This window comes from Jiangella anatolica, assembly GCF_003236295.1.
GTDB classification, from domain to species: domain Bacteria; phylum Actinomycetota; class Actinomycetes; order Jiangellales; family Jiangellaceae; genus Jiangella; species Jiangella anatolica.
This window is the reverse complement of record NZ_POTW01000029.1, coordinates 51,905-68,728: the sequence shown is the minus strand read 5'-3', so window position 1 is coordinate 68,728 and position 16,824 is coordinate 51,905. Positions and strand designations below refer to the sequence as shown.

20 protein-coding genes are annotated in these 16,824 nt (G+C 72.6%); 11 read left to right on the top strand and 9 right to left on the bottom strand.

The features are described from left to right. A partial coding sequence (locus C1I92_RS14300; RefSeq protein ID WP_146605139.1) for an NAD-dependent epimerase/dehydratase family protein occupies nt 1-292 on the bottom strand: 292 nt, incomplete at its 3' end. A 140-nt stretch (nt 293-432) separates the two neighbouring features. Then, entirely contained in the window at nt 433-945 is a 513-nt protein-coding gene (locus C1I92_RS14295; RefSeq protein ID WP_111255325.1) for a hypothetical protein, read from the bottom strand. Nucleotides 946-1,076: 131 nt separating this feature from the next. Here C1I92_RS14295 and C1I92_RS14290 point away from each other — a divergent pair, with 131 nt between their 5' ends. From C1I92_RS14290 to C1I92_RS33825, 3 genes are all read left to right on the top strand, one after another. Continuing rightward, the gene (locus tag C1I92_RS14290) at nt 1,077-2,006 is read left to right on the top strand and encodes a dihydrodipicolinate synthase family protein (RefSeq protein WP_111255324.1); all 930 of its coding nucleotides are present in this window, start codon (nt 1,077-1,079) and stop codon (nt 2,004-2,006) included. Next, nucleotides 2,006-2,212 (top strand): hypothetical protein, encoded by a 207-nt coding sequence (locus C1I92_RS14285; protein WP_111255323.1) that lies wholly within the window; start codon nt 2,006-2,008, stop codon nt 2,210-2,212. Before C1I92_RS14290 ends, C1I92_RS14285 begins: the two co-directional genes overlap by 1 nt. Nucleotides 2,213-2,318: 106 nt before the next feature. Continuing rightward, nucleotides 2,319-2,477 (top strand): hypothetical protein, encoded by a 159-nt coding sequence (locus tag C1I92_RS33825; protein ID WP_158564131.1) that lies wholly within the window; start codon nt 2,319-2,321, stop codon nt 2,475-2,477. A gap of 22 nt (nt 2,478-2,499) precedes the next feature. Here the strand turns inward: C1I92_RS33825 and C1I92_RS14280 are convergent, their stop codons facing one another. Both C1I92_RS14280 and C1I92_RS14275 read right to left on the bottom strand, forming a co-directional pair. Beyond that, nucleotides 2,500-3,345, bottom strand: a complete 846-nt coding sequence (locus tag C1I92_RS14280; RefSeq protein WP_111255322.1) for an ABC transporter permease — start codon at nt 3,343-3,345, stop codon at nt 2,500-2,502. After that, entirely contained in the window at nt 3,342-4,304 is a 963-nt protein-coding gene (locus C1I92_RS14275; RefSeq protein WP_111255321.1) for an ATP-binding cassette domain-containing protein, read from the bottom strand. The genes C1I92_RS14280 and C1I92_RS14275 overlap by 4 nt, the downstream gene beginning before the upstream one ends. An 86-nt stretch (nt 4,305-4,390) precedes the next feature. Between C1I92_RS14275 and C1I92_RS14270 the strand changes: the two genes are divergently transcribed. Genes C1I92_RS14270 through C1I92_RS14255 form a run of 4 tightly spaced genes read left to right on the top strand, consistent with a single transcriptional unit; the run spans nt 4,391 to nt 7,537 of the window. Further along, nucleotides 4,391-5,056, top strand: a complete 666-nt coding sequence (locus tag C1I92_RS14270; protein ID WP_233506996.1) for an RNA polymerase sigma factor — start codon at nt 4,391-4,393, stop codon at nt 5,054-5,056. Further along, complete coding sequence (locus C1I92_RS14265) at nt 5,053-5,316, top strand: anti-sigma factor family protein (RefSeq protein WP_199521225.1); 264 nt, start codon at nt 5,053-5,055, stop codon at nt 5,314-5,316. Before C1I92_RS14270 ends, C1I92_RS14265 begins: the two co-directional genes overlap by 4 nt. Before the next feature lie 39 nt (nt 5,317-5,355). Further along, on the top strand, nt 5,356-6,609 hold the full coding sequence (locus C1I92_RS14260; RefSeq protein WP_111255319.1) for an MFS transporter: 1,254 nt from the start codon (nt 5,356-5,358) through the stop codon (nt 6,607-6,609). A 49-nt stretch (nt 6,610-6,658) separates the two neighbouring features. Continuing rightward, nucleotides 6,659-7,537 (top strand): hypothetical protein, encoded by an 879-nt coding sequence (locus C1I92_RS14255; protein ID WP_111255318.1) that lies wholly within the window; start codon nt 6,659-6,661, stop codon nt 7,535-7,537. Here C1I92_RS14255 and C1I92_RS14250 read toward each other — a convergent pair. Further along, the gene (locus tag C1I92_RS14250) at nt 7,534-8,223 is read right to left on the bottom strand and encodes a class I SAM-dependent methyltransferase (RefSeq protein ID WP_111255332.1); all 690 of its coding nucleotides are present in this window, start codon (nt 8,221-8,223) and stop codon (nt 7,534-7,536) included. The two genes, C1I92_RS14255 and C1I92_RS14250, sit on opposite strands and share 4 nt — an antisense overlap. Nucleotides 8,224-8,234: 11 nt before the next feature. Then, nucleotides 8,235-9,086 carry a helix-turn-helix transcriptional regulator gene (locus C1I92_RS14245; protein WP_199521224.1) on the bottom strand — a complete coding sequence of 284 codons (852 nt, stop codon included), beginning with the start codon at nt 9,084-9,086 and terminating at the stop codon, nt 8,235-8,237. Nucleotides 9,087-9,202: 116 nt separating this feature from the next. Here C1I92_RS14245 and C1I92_RS14240 point away from each other — a divergent pair, with 116 nt between their 5' ends. From C1I92_RS14240 to C1I92_RS14230, 3 genes are read left to right on the top strand one after another with little or no spacing between them, the layout of a single operon-like run. Beyond that, entirely contained in the window at nt 9,203-9,958 is a 756-nt protein-coding gene (locus C1I92_RS14240) for an SDR family oxidoreductase (RefSeq protein WP_111255317.1), read from the top strand. 52 nt (nt 9,959-10,010) lie between these two features. After that, a complete protein-coding gene (locus C1I92_RS14235) occupies nt 10,011-10,874 on the top strand; it encodes a nicotianamine synthase family protein (RefSeq protein ID WP_111255316.1) in 864 nt (287 codons plus the stop codon). A gap of 2 nt (nt 10,875-10,876) precedes the next feature. Then, complete coding sequence (locus tag C1I92_RS14230; protein WP_111255315.1) at nt 10,877-12,139, top strand: ATP-grasp domain-containing protein; 1,263 nt, start codon at nt 10,877-10,879, stop codon at nt 12,137-12,139. On the opposite strand, the gene C1I92_RS14225 is transcribed toward C1I92_RS14230, so the two are convergent. Both C1I92_RS14225 and C1I92_RS14220 read right to left on the bottom strand, forming a co-directional pair. Then, the gene (locus tag C1I92_RS14225; protein ID WP_111255314.1) at nt 12,136-12,963 is read right to left on the bottom strand and encodes a fibronectin type III domain-containing protein; all 828 of its coding nucleotides are present in this window, start codon (nt 12,961-12,963) and stop codon (nt 12,136-12,138) included. The genes C1I92_RS14230 and C1I92_RS14225 overlap by 4 nt on opposite strands. Then, entirely contained in the window at nt 12,960-14,498 is a 1,539-nt protein-coding gene (locus C1I92_RS14220; RefSeq protein WP_111255313.1) for an alkaline phosphatase D family protein, read from the bottom strand. The genes C1I92_RS14225 and C1I92_RS14220 overlap by 4 nt, the downstream gene beginning before the upstream one ends. 613 nt (nt 14,499-15,111) lie before the next feature. On the opposite strand from C1I92_RS14220, the gene C1I92_RS34440 reads away from it, so the two are divergent. Beyond that, complete coding sequence (locus tag C1I92_RS34440) at nt 15,112-15,354, top strand: PIN domain-containing protein (RefSeq protein ID WP_199521222.1); 243 nt, start codon at nt 15,112-15,114, stop codon at nt 15,352-15,354. A gap of 56 nt (nt 15,355-15,410) precedes the next feature. Here C1I92_RS34440 and C1I92_RS14210 read toward each other — a convergent pair whose 3' ends face one another. Then, the gene (locus C1I92_RS14210; protein WP_111255312.1) at nt 15,411-16,823 is read right to left on the bottom strand and encodes an ATP-binding protein; all 1,413 of its coding nucleotides are present in this window, start codon (nt 16,821-16,823) and stop codon (nt 15,411-15,413) included. Nucleotide 16,824 lies beyond the last annotated feature (1 nt).

Below are 16,824 nucleotides of genomic sequence, written 5' to 3'. Positions count from 1 at the left end.
GGAGTCCGCGCGGCAGCCCGTCGACGAGCTGCCGCGCGGACTCCTCGGTGAAGCAGACCATGTCGACGACGGCGTCCGGCGCGAGGTCCGCGACCCGGCCGGCGAACGTCCCGGCCCGGTCCTCGGCCTCCCGATCGACGACCAGCTGCTCGACGTCGCCCCAGGCCGAATGGTCCGTGTACGGCCGCCTGCCGCCACGGCTGAGGTTGACGACCCGATGGCCGGCGGCGACCAGCCGCGGGATCAGATACGTGCCGACGTGCCCCGTCCCGCCGATGACCACGATGCGCATGCGCCCATCATTCACCGTCCTCCCGTCTGGGCACTGTCCCATCCGTGTCTCGAGGCGCTATCCTTGTGGTCGCCGAGGGCAGTAGCCCGAGGAAGTGAGCCTCGCGGCCAGCCGGAATGACTGGTAGGCGAGGCTTCGCGCTATCTGGCCTCGAAGACAGTGACTCTTGCGCTCACTCGCTGACGCCACGCACCGCCTGCGGCCCAGCACCACGCGATGGCATCGGGCACCCACAGCAGCGGTTCCTGATGAGGCGTGTGATGGTGGTATGTCAACGCCGCGCCGACCTTGCGCGTGGCCTCGTAGAGCACCTGTTTGTCCAGCTGCACCGTCGACTGGTCGCGTTCGAGCACGAGACGATCGACGCCGATGTCGACGAGGTCGGGCACCATGGTCTGCAAGCAGCTCTCACGTGCGCTATGCCGGGTTCTGCAGACATAGAGACGGACGTCAGTGCACAGGTCGAGCGCCGTCGCGATGATCAGCTCCTTCCGTGCCGGCTTCTCGTCCTTGAAATGGATTCGTTGCTGCTTGCCGACCAAGAGTCCGCGCATCGCCTGCCGAGCGCCGACTACGCCGTCGGCGGCGATGACCGCCGCGGCGACGATGTAGTCCCGCCGCTTCGATTCGTCGACGTAGGCGTGCCAGGCCACGCGTGCACCCCCTCTCTGAGTGTCCGTTCTGCGCTGCGGTCCAATGTGCCTTCCGCCTACGACAGCTTGGCGGCCCAATTCGTGTCGAGCCGCGACCTCAGAGGGTCGGCGAGGCGTCTAGGGTCGTGCGCATGAAGGCGCTGCGAGCGGTCGATGTCCGGGGTGTGTGGGGGACGGTGCTGCTACCGCTCGGCGGCGACGGCGCCATCGACTGGACCCGGCTGGCCGCGCAGGTCGACACGCTGCTGGCCAGCGGCGTCGACGGCGTCTATGCGCACGGCACGGCGGGGGAGTTCCACGCGATCGACGAGGGCGAGTTCGACCGCGTCAACGAGATCCTGGCGACGCGGTGTGAGGCGGCCGGGCTGCCGTTCCAGCTCGGCGGCTCGCACCCGGCGACGCCGGTGACGATGGGACGGATCCGGCGGGCGGCGGCGGTGGAGCCGGGCGCGATCCAGGTGATCCTGCCCGACTGGGTGCCGCTCAACGACGACGAGGTGGTGCGGTTCCTCGCCGGCGCGGCCGAGGCGGCCGGGCCGGTGCCGCTCGTCCTGTACAACCCGCCGCACGCCAAGACGCACGTCGGGCCGGAGCTGCTGGCCCGGGCCGCCGCGGCGACGCCGTCGCTGATCGGCGTGAAGATGGCCGGCGGCGACGAGCACTGGTACGCCGCGATGACCGAGCTGGCCGGCGACCTGTCGATCTTCGTGCCCGGTCACCTGCTGGCGACGGGGATCGCACATGGCGCGCACGGCAGCTACTCCAACGTCGCCGCTCTGTCGCCGCGCGGCGCGGTCGCCTGGTACCGGCAGATGACGACCGATCCGGGCGGCGCGCTGGACGTCGAGGCGCGGATCGCCGAGCTGTTCGCGCGGCACGTCGCCCCGTTGCAGGCGGCCGGGCTGTCCAACCCGGCGCTGGACAAGTTCCTCGCCACCGTCGGCGACTGGGCCGACGTCGGGACGACGCTGCGCTGGCCCGCGTCGTCGGCCCCGGACGACGCCGTCGAGCCGGCTCGGGCGGACGCCCATCGGCTGCTTCCGGAGCTGTTCCCGGCCTGATGAGACCGCCGCCGCCAGACATCGCGATCGAGCTGCTGCGCCGGTATCGCTCCAGTCACCGCTCGCGCGAGGCAGGCGAGCTCGTCGAGGTCGTCGTCGGCCGGCCGGCGGTCGCGCAGCGGTTCCAGCAGCTCCAGCGGCGGGCCGAACGCGAGGTGCTGGTGCTGGTCAAGCCGCCGTTCGTGGCGGGCTGCTGGCGGCGCTGATCGCGCTGTTCGAGTTGCTGTGGGAGCGGGCGTTCGAGCTGTCCGCCCTGACGGCGACGGCGGGGGCGGTGGGCCGACGGACGAGGCGATCGCCGGGCAGCGTGGGTTGAGCATCCGCACGGTGCACCGGCGCATCAGCGCGCTGCTGGACCGCGCCCAGGTGTCGACGCGGCTGCACCTGGGCTGGCACGCCGCTCAGCACGGCTGGCTGGACGGGTACGGCTCCGCGGCCGGCTCGGCCACGTCGCGAGGCGGCGCGGACTAGCCGGCCGTGCTGCCGAATGGCCTCAGACTCGTCGGCGCAAGGCCCACACGGACAGTGGCGCGAACACAGCGGCGATGGCGGCCGCCCAGATCAGGGACTGCACCGCCGGTGTGGTCGCCGACGCGACGTGCCATTCGGTGCCGATGGTGTCGTCGCCGACCATGAGGGCCCGGCAGGCGTTGGACAGGATCGTGACCGGGTTGGCCTCGACGATCGGCTGCAGCCAGCCCGGCATGGTGTTCGTCGGCGCGAACACGTTGCTGACGAACGTGACCGGGAACAGCGCCGTGAACCCGAACAGCTGCACCTTCTCGGGATCCTTCGCCACCACTCCGACCAGCACCGACACCCACGAGAACGCCAGCGCGAACACCAGCATCAGCCCGACCGCCGCGAGCAGCGACCAGACGTCGGTGCCGATGCGGAAGCCGAGGATCATGCCGATGGCCAGCAGCAGGAAGATCGACCACGCCTGCTTCACCTGGTCGGCGATGATCCGCCCGGCCATCGGCGCCCACCGGGCGATCGGCAGCGAGCGCAGCCGGTCGAAGACGCCCTTGGTGAGGTCGATGTTCAGACCGGTGCCGACGTACATGGTGATGAACAGCATGTTCATGACGATGATGCCGGGCAGCGCGAACGTGAGGTACTCGCTGGTCGACCCGGCGATGGCGCCGCCGAACACGTAGGTGAACAGCAGCACGAACATGATCGGCTGGATGCTGAAGTCGCCCAGCTCCCACGGGTTGTGCCGGACCTGGACGATGGTGCGCCAGGCCAGCGTCAGCGTCTGCCGGATCCCCTCGCCGATGCTGACGCGGGGGTTCACCTCGGCCGGCGCCGGGCGGGCGGCGGTGGCGGTGGTCATGCCGGCCTCCCTTCGGTCTCGGTCTCGTCCTCGACCGGCCGCCCGGTGAGGGACAGGAACACCTCGTTGAGGCTGGCGCCGCGCAGCGTCAGCTCGGTGACCAGCACACCCGCGTCGTCGAGCCTCCGGACGACGGCCGGCAGCACGGCGGGGTCGGCGACCTGCGCGGTGACGCGGGGCCCGTCGACCTCGGCGGTGGTCTTCGTCAGGTCGGCCACGACGGAGAGGACCACGGGCAGCTTGGTGTCGTCCTCGGGCCGGACGACGAGGGTCTGCGAGCCGGTCTTCGCCTTCAGCTCGTCGGGCGTGCCGGCCGCGATGACGCGGCCGTGGTCGATGACGGTGATCTCGTCGGCCAGCGCGTCGGCCTCGTCGAGGTACTGGGTGGTGAGCAGGACGGTGACGCCGCTCGCCACCAGGTTGCGGGTCAGCCCCCACAGCTCGGCGCGGGCCCGCGGGTCCAGCCCGGTGGTGGGCTCGTCGAGGAACAGGATGGACGGACGCCCGACCAGGCTGGCAGCGAGGTCGAGCCGGCGCCGCATGCCGCCGGAGTACGTCTTGGCCGCGCGGTCCGCGGCGTCGGTGAGGTCGAACTCGGTCAGCAGCTCGCGCGCCCGCTGCTTCGCCGCCGCCTTCGGCACACCCAGCAGCCGGCCGATGAGCAGCAGATTCTCGGCGCCGGTGAGCATCTCGTCGACCGCCGCGTACTGCCCGGTGAGCCCGATGAGCTGGCGGGCCTGGTGCGACTGCCGGACGACGTCGTAGCCGCCGACCGAGGCGTGGCCCTCGTCGGGACGGAGCAGGGTGGCGAAGATGCGCACCGCCGTGGTCTTGCCCGCGCCGTTCGGGCCGAGCAGACCGAGCACGGTGCCGGTCCGCACGGCGAGGCTGACGCCGTCGAGCGCCGTCGTCTCGCCGAAGCGCTTCACGAGCCCTTCGGCCTGGATGGCATGGTCCATGAGGGGAACCTCCTTGTTCCACCGGCCTGAGGACCAGCATGCCCTGTGGCTCCGACAATGTCGGCGCTCGCTGGCATGCTGATTCGGTGCCGCCTCCCGAGCTGCCACCCGACGACGTGCTCACCGGCCTGCTGCTGGCCGGTGACGAGGCGGCGTTCGCCCAGGTCGTCGACGCGTGGTCGCCGGGCATGCGGCGGCTGGCGCGGGTCTACGTGTCGACGGAGGAATCCGCGGCCGAGGTCGTGCAGGAGGCGTGGCTCGCCGTCGTCCAGGGCATCGGGACGTTCGCCGGCCGGTCATCGCTGCGCACCTGGGTCTACCGCATCGTCGCGAACATCGCCCGGCGACGCGGCGGCCGTGAGGCACGGACGATCCCGGCCGGCGCGGTGGGCAACGACGGCGGCGACCGCGGGGACCGCGGCGACGGCGCCGGTCCCACCGTCGACCCGGCCCGGTTCGCACCGGCCGGTGAGCCCGACGCCGGGCACTGGCAGCGGCCGCCGGCGCCGTGGCCCGAGCAGGCGCTGCTCGCGGGCGAGGTCCGCGCCGAGGTGGCCGCCGCCGTCGCCGGGCTGCCGGCCCGGCAACGTGTCGTCATCACCCTGCGCGACGTGCACGGTTACGACGCGGCGGAGGTGTGCTCGATACTGGAGATCTCGGCGGCGAACCAGCGGGTGCTGCTGCACCGGGCCCGGGCCGCGGTCCGGCTCTGCCTGGAGCGCTACCTCGCCGGCGGAGAGGAGGAGCCGTGACCGAGTCGCTGAACGACCCCGTCGACCACCTCGCCTGCGTCGAGCTGGTCGAGCTGGTCACCGCGTTCCTCGACGGCGACCTCGACCCCGTCGCCGAGCGGCGCGTGGTCGACCACATCTCGCTCTGCGACGGCTGCGACCGCTACGTCGACCAGGTGCGGCAGACCACCGATGTGCTGGCCGGGCTGTCCGGCGGCGCGCCGCTGTCCGACGAAGCCCGCGAGCGGCTGCTGGCCGCGTTCCGCGATTCCATCGGCTGACCGCGTAACGCCCGGCGGTGCCGCCGACACTGAACGGGTATGCCGAACCAGACCGCGTTGCGCCGCCGGCTGCGTCCGCTTCAGCTGGCCGTCGTCCTGCAGGGGATCCTGCTGTGGGTCCCGATCGAGAAGCTGTTCCTCGACGAGATCGGCTTCGACCCGATGACCATCGGCATCATGACCGCCGTGTACGCGGCGACGGTGCCACTGGTCGAGCTGCCGTCCGGCGTGCTGGCCGACCGGTGGAGCCGGCGGTCGGTGCTGCTCGTGGGCTTCGCCGGGCTGACCGGCGCGGCGCTGCTCGGCGGCCTGAGCACCGGCGTCCCGCTGTACCTGCTCAGCGCCTTCTCGCTGGGCTTCTACTTCGCGATGTCCACCGGCACCCTCGACGCCGTCGTCTACGACACCGTGCTCGAGGAGACCGGGAGCAGTGACCTGTACGAGCGCACGCTCGGCCGGATCCGGCTGGTCGAGAGCGTCTCGCTGGTGTCCAGCTCCCTGCTCGGCGGCTGGCTGGCCGGCCTGCTGTCGCTGCGCGCCACCTACTTCCTCACCGTGCCGTTCATGCTGGCGGCGTGCCTGGCGCTGCTGTGGTTCCGCGAGCCGCGGCTGCACGAGGTCGGCCGGCCCGGGTCCCTGCGCTGCCACCTGGCGCAGACGGCGCGGATCCTCGCCGACCGAGGCCGCCTGCTGCCGATCGTGGCCGCGATCGTGCTGGCCGCCGGCACGACGCAGTTCCTGTTCGAGTTCGGGCCGCTGTGGCTGGTCGCGCTGGCCGTGCCCGCGGTCGCGTTCGGGCCGTACTGGGCGGCGCTGACCGCGGCGTTCGGGTTCGCCGGCGCGCTGGCCGGACGGGTCCGGCTGGACTCCCCGCGGGTGACGATGGCCGTGACGGTGCTGCTGGCCGCGACCGGGCTGGTACTGACCACCGGTGCGACGGCCGCGCTGATCGTGCCGGCACAGGTGCTGATGGCGGTGCTGACGATCCTCGCCGGCATCCACCTGTCGAAGCTGCTGCACGACGCGGTGCCGTCCACCGTCCGCTCCGGCGTCGCGTCCGGCGTGAGCGCGCTGTCGTGGCTGGCGTTCCTGCCGATCGCGCTGGTCACCGGCGCGATCATCGACGGCGGCGGCACGCGGCCGGCCGGCTGGCTGGTGCTGGCGATGGCGGTGCTCACCGGCGTTCTGCTGGCCGGGCTGGCCCGTCGCCCGACGCGGGCCGGGCGGCCGGCGCTGAGCGCGCTGGTGGCTGAGGAGTGCGTGCCCGAGCCGGACCTCGTCGGCGCCCGCTGACGTCTGAAAGCTTCAAGCGGTGCGCCGCCGGACCGGCGAGCATGGGGGCATGGACCTCTCGACTGTTCCCGCGTTCCTCGCCGGCCATGCCCGCCAGCTGGACCGGCGCCGGTACGAGCTGCTGACCGGCGACCCCGGGCCGGCGGCGACGCTGGCCGCGCTGGCCGGCTACCGCAACCCCGACGGCGGCTTCGGCTGGGGCCTGGAGCCGGACCTGCGCTCGCCGGAGAGCCAGCCGCCCGCCGCGCTGCACGCGTTCGAGACGCTGTCCGAGACCGGTCCCGGCGACGCCGGCCTGGCCGGCCCGCTGTGCGACTGGCTGGCGTCGGTGACGCTGCCCGACGGCGGGCTGCCGTTCGCGCTGCCGGTCACCGTGCCGGACGGCACGTCGCACTGGTGGATCGGCGCCGACTCCACGACGTCGTCGCTGCAGATCAGCACCGCCGTCGCCGGGCAGGCGCAGCGCGCGGCCCGGCTGGACCCCGTCATCGCCGATCACCCGTGGCTGGAGCGGATCACCGACTTCTGCCTGCGCACGATCGCCGCGACCGAGCGGCCGCGCGCCCACGAGCTGTTGTTCTCCCTCGGCCTCCTCGATGCCGTTCACGAGACCCGGCCCGAGGCGGCGGCCCAGCTGGAGCGGCTCGGCGCGCTGGTGCCGTCGGGCGGCGGCATCCAGGTCGAGGGCGGCATCGAGGGCGAGGCGATGCACCTGCTGGACCTCTCGCCGGAGCCGGACCGGCCGCTGCGCGAGCTGCTCGATCCGGCCGCCGTCGAGCGGGACCTGGACCGGCTGGAGTCGTTGCAGCAGGACGACGGCGGCTGGGTCGTCGACTTCGACTCGTCGTCGGCGGCGGGCGCGCTGGAGTGGCGCGGCTATCAGACGGTGTGGGCGGTGCGGACGCTGCGCGCCCACGGCCGCGGCTAGCCGCTACGACGCACGCAGGTGTAGGCGCCGAACAGCCCGGCGTCGTCGTACTCGGCGGTGACGACGTCGAAGCCGGCGTGGTCGAGCATGGGCTCCAGCAGCCAGCGGAACGTGCTGTGCTCGGTGCGGACGTGTTCCGCATAGTCCGCGCCGGTGTAGCCCAGCGCCGGGTCGTCGGCGCCGCCGGCGACCCAGCCGTCCATGACCTGCTCGGTCGTCTCGGACGGGAAGTCGTAGACGAGGTCGCGCAGCCGCAGCACGCCGCCGGGCGGCAGCAGCCGGGCGATCCGGTGCAGCGCGACGACCTTCCAGAAGTCGGGGAGCTGGTGCAACGCATGCCGCGTGTACACGGCGTCCGGCGCGGGGTCCGTGTGCTCGTAGCCGAGGAACCCGGCCTGGACGGTCGCGACCGTCACCCCGGCCGCGGCCGCGCGCTCGCGCAGGTACGCGAGCATGGCCGGCGACACGTCGACGGCCACGACGCGGTCGAACGTCGCCGCGGCCGGGACGGCGAACTGGCCGGTGCCGGCGCCCAGGTCGACGACGGAGCGGACCCCGTGCGCCGCCAGCTCGGCGATGTCCCCGGCCGGATCCGGATAGCCCTGCTTGCGGTCGAACCCGGCGACGAACTCCGGGTCGAGGTGTTCCGGTCCGGCGTGGGCGGTCTCGTCGAGCCTCCAGGTCATGAGCTCGATCGTCACATGCGGGCGCGCTGGTCCGCACCGGAATTTCCGGCGACCGTGCTGCTGAGCAGCGCGATCGCCTGCTCGGACGGGCTGCCCGGCTCGGGGTGGTAGGCGACGATCACCTGGCCGGGCGCGCCGTTGACCGCCAGCGACTCGTACCGCAGCGTCAGCTCGCCGACCAGCGGATGCCGGAACCGCTTGCTGCCCGACGTCTTCGTCCGGACGTCGTGCCGGGCCCACAGCCGGCGGAACTCGTCGCTCTTCAGCGACAGCTCGCCGACGAGGTCGGTGAGCACGGGGTCGTCGAGGTCGGTGCCGGCGGTCGCCCGCAGGCTGGCCAGCGTGTCCGCCGCCACCGAGTCCCAGTCGGGGTACAGCTCGCGCGCGTCGGGGTTCAGGAACACCTCGCGGACCTGGTTGACGCCGGGGGTCGAGCAGGCGGCGATGCTGAGGCCCAGCGCGTTCGCCGCCAGCACGTCGAGGTACCGGCCGTAGACCAGCGCGGGCGTGTGCGTCCAGCTGTTCAGCAGCACCTGAACGCCGTCGCTGACGCGTTCCGGCCGCCGCGGCGCCCTGCGCTTGCGGCGGGCCGGGCGGGCCAGCTCGCGCACGTGCGCGACCGCGTCGTCGTCGAGGCCGAGCACGCCGGCCAGGGCCTCGATGACCTGCTCGGACGGGTGCTTGTCGCGGCCCTGCTCGAGCCGCACGTAGTAGTCGGCACTGACGCCGGCCAGCATCGCGACCTCTTCGCGGCGCAGCCCCGGCACCCGCCGCCGGCCGAACCCGTCGGGCAGGCCGACGTCGGCGGGGCGGGCCAGCTCCCGCCGCGCGCGCAGGTACTCGCCGAGCTGGTTGTCGGTCACCCTTCGAGGGTAGGCGGCGCCGCCGCGGGCGTGGGTGGCCCTGGGACTCCCAGGGTCCGGTCTCCTGGTGGACGGGCGGCCTGGTCGCGGCGCGGCGCCGGGCCGACGGTTGAGGCATGACCACTTCCACCAGCACCACCCTGACCGGCCGCGTCGCGGTCGTCACCGGCGCCACCAGCGGTCTCGGCGAGGCCACGGCCCGCGCGTTCGCCGCGGCCGGCGCCAGCGTCGCCGTCCTCGGTCGGCGCAAGGACCGCCTCGACGCGGTCGCCACCGAGATCGGCGGGCTGTCCGTGCCCGTCGACGTCACCGACCGGGCCGCGGTCGAGGCCGCCGCCGACGCCGTCCGCGCCGCGTACGGGCCGGCCGACCTCGTGGTCGCGAACGCCGGCGTCATGCTCGCCGCGCCGTTCGAGTCCGCCGACGTCGCCGAGTGGGATCAGATGATCGCCACCAACGTCAGCGGCCTGCTCTACACCGGCCGGGCGTTCGCCGCGGACCTGCTCGCGGCCGCGTCCGCTGGGAACCGGGCCGACCTCGTGCACGTCGGGTCGATCGGCGGGCACCAGGTGTTCCCGAAGTTCGCCGTCTACGACGCGACCAAGGCCGCCGTCGCGCACCTCACCCGCAACCTGCGGGCCGAGCTCGGTCCGCGCGGCGTCCGCGTCAAGAACGTCGAGCCCGGTGTCGTGCCGACCGAGCTGGGCGACGGCATGCTCGACACGGCGACCAGGGAGTTCGTGGCGGAGTGGCGGGTGTCGATGAACACGCCGACGCCGGCCGACATCGCCGACGCGATCACCTACGCCGTCGCCGTCCCGCCGCGGCTCAACGTGGCCGAGCTGATCCTCGTCCCGACCGAACAGGGCTAGGTTCGCGCATTCGGCGGCGCCGCCGCCACCGGCTGTGTCATGATCAGCCGCGATGAACATGAGTCTCACTAGCAGCATATTCGGTCAAACCGACCGGACCGGCCGCCGCCGGCCCACGGCCGAGGACATTACTGCCTCGGTGTGCGAGTTGTACCGGGATCTGGCCGCACGCGACGACCTGCGGCCGGGGCCGGAGGTGGACGGGTTGTTCGACCGGCTGGTCCGGCTGGTGCTCACCGCGCCGGCCGAGACCGTCCCGGCCGTCCTCAACGATGTCGAGATCCAGCACGTCGCCCCTCGCCTGCGCGCCCTCTGCGCGCGCGGCGAGGGCGAGCTGGAGCAGGCCTGGGCGAACCGGATCGTCGCCGGCCGGGATCCGCGCGAGGAGCTCGCCCGGTTCCCCTACTTCGGCAACTACCGGCAGCTCAGCCGGATGGAGATCGGCATCCTCGCCTCCGCGCTGCCGCGCCGCGTGCGCTCGGTCGCGTTCGTCGGGTCCGGGCCGCTGCCACTGAGCTCGCTCTACCTGGCCGGCGAGCTGGACGCGTCGGTCGACAACTTCGACCGCGACCCGGTGGCGCTGCACGCCGGCGCCGCGGTGTGCGCCGCGCTCGGCTACGGCGAGCTCGGCTTCCACGAGGCGGACGTGCTGACGGCGGACCTGTCCGGCTACGACGTGGTCGTGCTGGCCGCGCTCGTCGGCGAGACGCCGGAGGCGAAGGTGCGGATCCTGCGCCGGCTGGCCGAGACGATGCGACCGGGTGCCGTTCTGCTCGCCCGCAGCGCGCGTGGGCTGCGCACGTTGCTCTACCCGCCGATCGACCGGACCGCGCTCGACGGCTTCGAGCCTCTGACGGAGGTGCACCCGGTGAACGACGTCATCAACTCGGCGATCCTGGCCCGGGCGGAGGGCTGAGAGTGGCCACGTTGCTGATGGTGGAGAGCTGGGTGCAGTCGACCGGGCTGGCGCTGCCGCCGCTGCTGCGCGAGCTGGGTCACGACTACATCCTGTTCACCCGCGACCCGGCGCTCTACCCGGACGTCGACGGCGCCGCGCACCCGGTGGTCCGCGACGCCGACGAGGTCATCGTCGTCGACACGAACGACAAGGCCGCGATGACCGGCGCGGTCATCGGCATCGTCTGTCGGCGGCGCATCGACGGCGTGCTGACGACCTGCGACTACTACCTCGACGCCGTCGCCGAGCTGGGCCGGATGCTGGGCCTGGCCGGCGCGTCGCCGGACATCATGCGGCGGGCGGTGCGCAAGGACGCGGTGCGGACGGTGCTGAAGCGGGCCGGGCTGCCGCAGCCGCGCTTCGCCACGGCGGCGACGTGGGAGGACGCGCTGGCCAGTGCGACGGAGCTGGGCTTCCCGCTGGTCGCGAAGCCGGTGGACCTCAACTCCGGCACGTCGGTGCACCTGGTCGACGGCGAGGCGGCGCTGAAGGACGCGTTCCACGAGGTGCGCTCCGTCGAGCGGAACAGCCGGGACCAGCCGCTGGCCCGCCGGCTGTTGTTGGAGGACGTCCTGCCCGGTCCCGAGGTCAGCGTCGAGGCGATCACCGTCGCCGGCCGGACGACGGTGCTCGGCATCACCGGCAAGAGTGTCACGCCGACGTTCGTCGAGGCCGGGCACGTGTTCCCGGCGCCGCTGCCGCCCGCCGTCACCGCGGACGTCACCGAGCACGTCCGCGCCGCGCTGGCCGCGATCGGCTACTCGCACGGGCTGAGCCACACCGAGCTGCGGCTGACGCCGTCCGGGCCGCGGATCGTCGAGATCAACCCGCGGCAGGGCGGCGGCTACGTGTTCGACCTGGTCCGCACCGTGACCGGGGTGAACCCGCTGGCGCTGCTGGTCGACCTCGCGCTGGGCCGCACCCCGTCGCTCGAAGCGCGGGCGAACGGTACGGCTGCCGTCGCGTTCGTGCTGTCGCCGGTCGACGGCGTCGTCACCGCCGTCGAGGGCCGGGACGAGCTGGCCGCGGACCCGGCGGTCGTCCGCTGGCAGCTCGACGTCCCCGGTCCCGTCCGCCGCCCCCGTGACAACAACGACCGCGTCGGCCACGTCCTCGCCGTCGACCCCGACGGCGACCGGGCCGGCGAGCTGGCCGCCACCGCCGTCGGCGCCCTGAAGCTGCGCCTGGCCGACGGCTCCGTCGTCGCCCCGGTCGCGATCTAGACGGCGAACAGCCCGATCGCGTCCCAGGCGATCCAGGACCCCTCGTCCTTCACCAGCGTCAGCACGTTCTCTCCGGCCGTCAGCAGGCGCGGCGGGAGCGGCCGCTCCAGGTAGGACGGGCGCAGCCGGGTGCCGGGGACGGTGCTGTCGCCCTCCAGCGAGCCGCGCGTCCCGCCGCCCTCGAACCGCAGCCGGTCCACCGCCGTCCCGTTGACGTCCAGCGTCGACGAGCCGGGGATCGTCGCGTGGCTGTCGATCAGCCAGATCGCCAGCCAGACCTCGCCGGCGGGCGCGGTGTCCAGCGAGAAGCGGAGCCGGAATGTGTGCGTCCGGCGGCCGGCCCACGCGTCCGACGGGCCCGGGTGCAGGTAGCTCCAGCCGGTCCCCGGCGCGGCGGCGCCGGCCCGGAAGTCGACGCCGCCGGGGAACGTCGCGGGGTAGCGGGCGTAGCCGGCCGGCGACAGCGCGAACTCCAGGCCCTTGCCGTCGAACTGCCCGACCACCGCGAGCGGCGAGCCGGTCGCCGTCACCGAGACCTGGCTGCTGGCGGTCAACGGCGCGGACGGCTCCGAGCGCGCGCCGGCCGCGTCGACCGTGACGACGCGATACGTGAACCGGCGGGCGTTGCCGCCCAGGCCGCTGTGCACGTAGTGCGGGTAGACCGTCTTGGCCAGCAGCGTCGACGGGCCGCCGTCAGGCGCGGCGTACACCGCGTAGTGGTCGACGACGGTGTCCCAGGGCAGCGGCATCCAGTCCAGCACGATGCGCCCGAGCCGGCCCTCCGCGCGCAGGCCGGTGACGGTACGGACGTGGCGGCCGCTCATGCGAGACGCTCCAGACCCGGCGCGCCGGCCGGCGTGGTGAACCGGGCGACGGTCTGCAGCGGCGCCGACGCGTCCGCCTCGACCCAGGGCACGATCTTGAACTCCGACGTCATGCTGTCCTTCGTGAGCGTCACGAGGACGTAGCCGCGGCGGCCGTCGTAGAGCTTGACGTAGGGGTGCTGCACCCAGTCCGGCGTGTAGGCGTCGGTGGGCGCGCCGTCGCCGTCGGAGGCGATCGACGTGCAGATCAGCTCGACCCCGACGGCCGGCGCGGCCGGGTCCGGCCGGAGCTCCGCGGCGACGTGCTTGTGGATGTCGCCGGTGAGCACGACCGGGTTGCTCGTCCGTTCCATCGCGGCCAGCAGCCGGCGCCGGTTGGCCGGGTAGCCGTCCCACTGGTCGGTGCGGTTCGTCGTGATCGGCGCGACCGTCACCCCGTTGGCGATGACGTTCCAGCGGGCCGGCGACGCGGCGAGGCCGTCGTACAGCCAGGCCTCCTGGGCCGCGCCGAGGATGCTGCGGTCCTCGCGGTTCTGGTCCGCCGCGTCGACGGGCAACGGGTCGCGGTACTGCCTGGTGTCCAGGACGTGGAAGCGGACCAGCCCGCCGTCGCCGAAGCTTCGGTAGACCCTGCTGTCCGGTCCTTCCGGCAGCGCCGACAGCGACACCGGCAGGTTCTCGTAGAACGCCCGGTACCCGACGGCGCGCAGGTGGACGAAGTGCTCGGGCAGCACGCCGTACTGCGACCCGTCCGCGCCGTAGTTGTTCTGCACCTCGTGGTCGTCCCACGTGACGATCCACGGCGCCTTGGCGTGCGCGGCCTGCAGGTGCGGGTCGGACTTGAACAGCGAGTAGCGCAGCCGGAACTGCTCCAGCGTCTGGATCTCGACGGCGTGCTCGGGTGTCACGCTCGCGCCCGCGCGCCACAGGTTGGACGACGTGATGGCGTACTCGTAGATGTAGTCGCCGAGGAACACGACCGCGTCCAGGTCCTCGTCGACCAGATGCCGGTAGGCGGTGAAGTGGCCGTGGTACCAGGCCTGGCAGGACGCGGTCGCGAACCGGAACCGCGCGTCGCCGTCCGCCGGAAGCGTCTTGGTGCGCCCGGTCGGGCTGACCTGGCGGCCGACGTGGAACCGGTAGAAGTACTCGCGTCCCGGCTCCAGCCCGTCGATCTGCGGGTGGACGGAGTGGGCGAGTTCCGGCGAGGCCACTGCGGCGCCTCGCCGGACGACTGTGCCGAAGCCCTCGTCGGTGGCGACCTCGTACCGGACCGGCACCGGCCGCGGTGGCATCCCGCCGTGCCCGTCGGCCGCCAGCGGGTCCGGCGCCAGCCGGGTCCACAGCACGACACTGCCGGTGCCCGGATCGCCGGACGCGACACCCAGCCCGAACACCCCGTCCGGCACCGCCCCGGCGTCGGCCTCGGCGGCCGCCAGCGCCTGCGCCGGCGCCGTCACACCTAGCGCCAGCGCGGCCGAGCTCACGCCGCTGAGCTGCAGAAATGTCCGTCTGTTCAGTCGAGGGCCGGTCATGCGTCCGACCCAACCGAACCGAGGTGACCGAAGGTGGTCCTACAGGTGACGGGTGGACCAGTGGTCCATGTCGGTTTGCCCGAACTGCGTCACGCGGCGATCCGCACTAGCCTCAGCCGCGTGCGTGTTGGTGTCTACGTCGACGGCTACAACCTCTACTACGGTGCGCGTGGTCTCTGCGGCCGGTCGACACCGGGCTGGCGGTGGCTGGACCTGCGCGCTCTCGCAGAACATCTGATCGTTTCGCGCTCTCAGTGGGTGGGTGCGGTGGTCGACAACGTCACCTACTGCACGGCGCGCATCAATGGCGCATCGAATCCCGTCGGGCAGCGTGAGCAGGATGTGTACCTGCGAGCGTTGGCGCACACGGGTTCCGCGACCAGGATCAGCTATGGCACCTACGTGTCGCGGGTCGCGACGGCACCACTGGCCGTGAAGGGGCGCAATGGTCGGCCGGTGCTCGTCGAACCGAGCTGGCCGATCATGGTTCAGGACGCCGCCGGAGGCGACGTGCCCGGAGCGACTTTCATGGCGTCCGTCGCCCGGCGCGAGGAGAAGGGCTCGGACGTCAACGTCGCGTCACATCTGGTGATCGATGTGCTGACCGGCCGTCGTGGACGCGGCCATCGTTGTCAGCAACGACAGCGATCTCGCCTATCCGATCCAGGTTGCTCGCGACCGAGTGCCGGTGGGGTTGGTCAATCCGACCAAGGGAATCCGCGCCGGGAAGCTGGCGGGCACGCCGAAGGACGGCGTCGGCAACCACTGGTGGTACCGGCTCGAACCTGCTGATCTGCACGCGCATCAGCTTCCTGTGAAGGTCGCCGCCCGGATCGTCAAGCCGGCGCCCTGGTAGACTGACCGCACACCACCCGGCGCCTCTGGCGTCGGGTCTTTTCATGTGGCACGGCCTCAGCTGGGCGACAGGGGGAGCCGGACGGTGAAGGTCGTCCCCTCGGGGCCAGTGGTGAAGCCGATCGTCCCGCGGTGCCGCTTCTCGACGATCCGCTTGGCGTTGTCGAGGCCCAGCCCGCTGCCCTGGCCGACCGGCTTGGTCGTCACGAACGGCTCGAACAGCCGGCCCTGGACCTCCTCGGGCACACCGCGCCCGTGGTCGGTGACGTCGACGGCGGCGTGGTCGCCGTCGCGGTAGGTGCGCAGCTCGAGCACGCCGTGGCCGTCCATCGCGTCGACGGCGTTGTCGATGAGGTTGGTCCACACCTGGTTCAGCTCCGCGGCGAAGGCGGGCACCGGCGGCAGCGTGGTGTCGTAGTCGCGGTGGACCTCGACGTCGCCGAGTTTGTGCCCCAGCATGACGAGTGTGCTGTCGATGCCGGGGTGGAGGTCGACCTCCTGGTGGGCGGCCTGGTCGAGGTGCGTGTACTGCTTGATCGAGGCCACCAGCGTGGAGATGCGGTTGGACGCGTCCTCGATCTCGTCCATGAGCGCCTCGGTCTCGAGCGTGTAGGAGAGCCAGGCCAGCGCCGACGGGAGCGCGTCGCCCACCTCGGCGGCGACGTCGTCGAAGAAGGTGGTGTCGAGGCCGGCCGAGACGTAGACCGGCGCCACGTCGACGGCGTGGTCGAAGCCGAGGTCCTCGAGGTGGTCGACCATCTCGTCCTCGAGGTCGCTCTCCTGCAGTGGAGAGAGCGGGTCGCGTTTCTTGGAGGCTATCTCGACGGCGCGCTCCTGGATGGTGATCAGCCGGGCGATCATCGCGGGGTCGAGCGTGCCGGAGGCGATCACGCCGAGCTTCTGCCGCATGTGCGCCACGCGGTCGCGCAGCTGACCGGCGGCCCGGACGGTGGCCGCGGCGGGGTTGTTCAGCTCGTGCGCGAGGTTCGCCGACAACGTGCCCAGCTGGGCCAGGTGCTCGCGCTGCCGCACCGTCGCCTCGGTGGTGCGGATGCCGAGGTAGAGCCCATCGAAGAGGTGCACTGCCATCGGGAACCACTTGTGCACGAAGGCCGCGAAGTCGTTGGCGGGCCACCGCAGGAACCGGCAGTCGGTCACCGCGTGCAGCGACGTGGGGTAGGCGGCGGCCCCCGCCGACGTCGCGAAGGCGCGGACGGCGCCGGCGTACGAGCCGCGGTGGTCGGTCTCGTTGACGACGACCTCTTCGCCGTCGGCGTGCCGGACCAGCCGTAGGGTGCCGTCGACCAGGACCCACAGCGCGATGGACGGCTCGCCGGCGCGGTAGACCGTGCTGCCGGCCGGGTAGGCGCGGACCTCGCAGCTCGCGGCGACCTCGGCCAGCTGCTCGGGGGTCATGCCTTCGAAGAGGAACAGCGTGCGCAGCTCCTCGACGTCGATGGGCGTACCCATG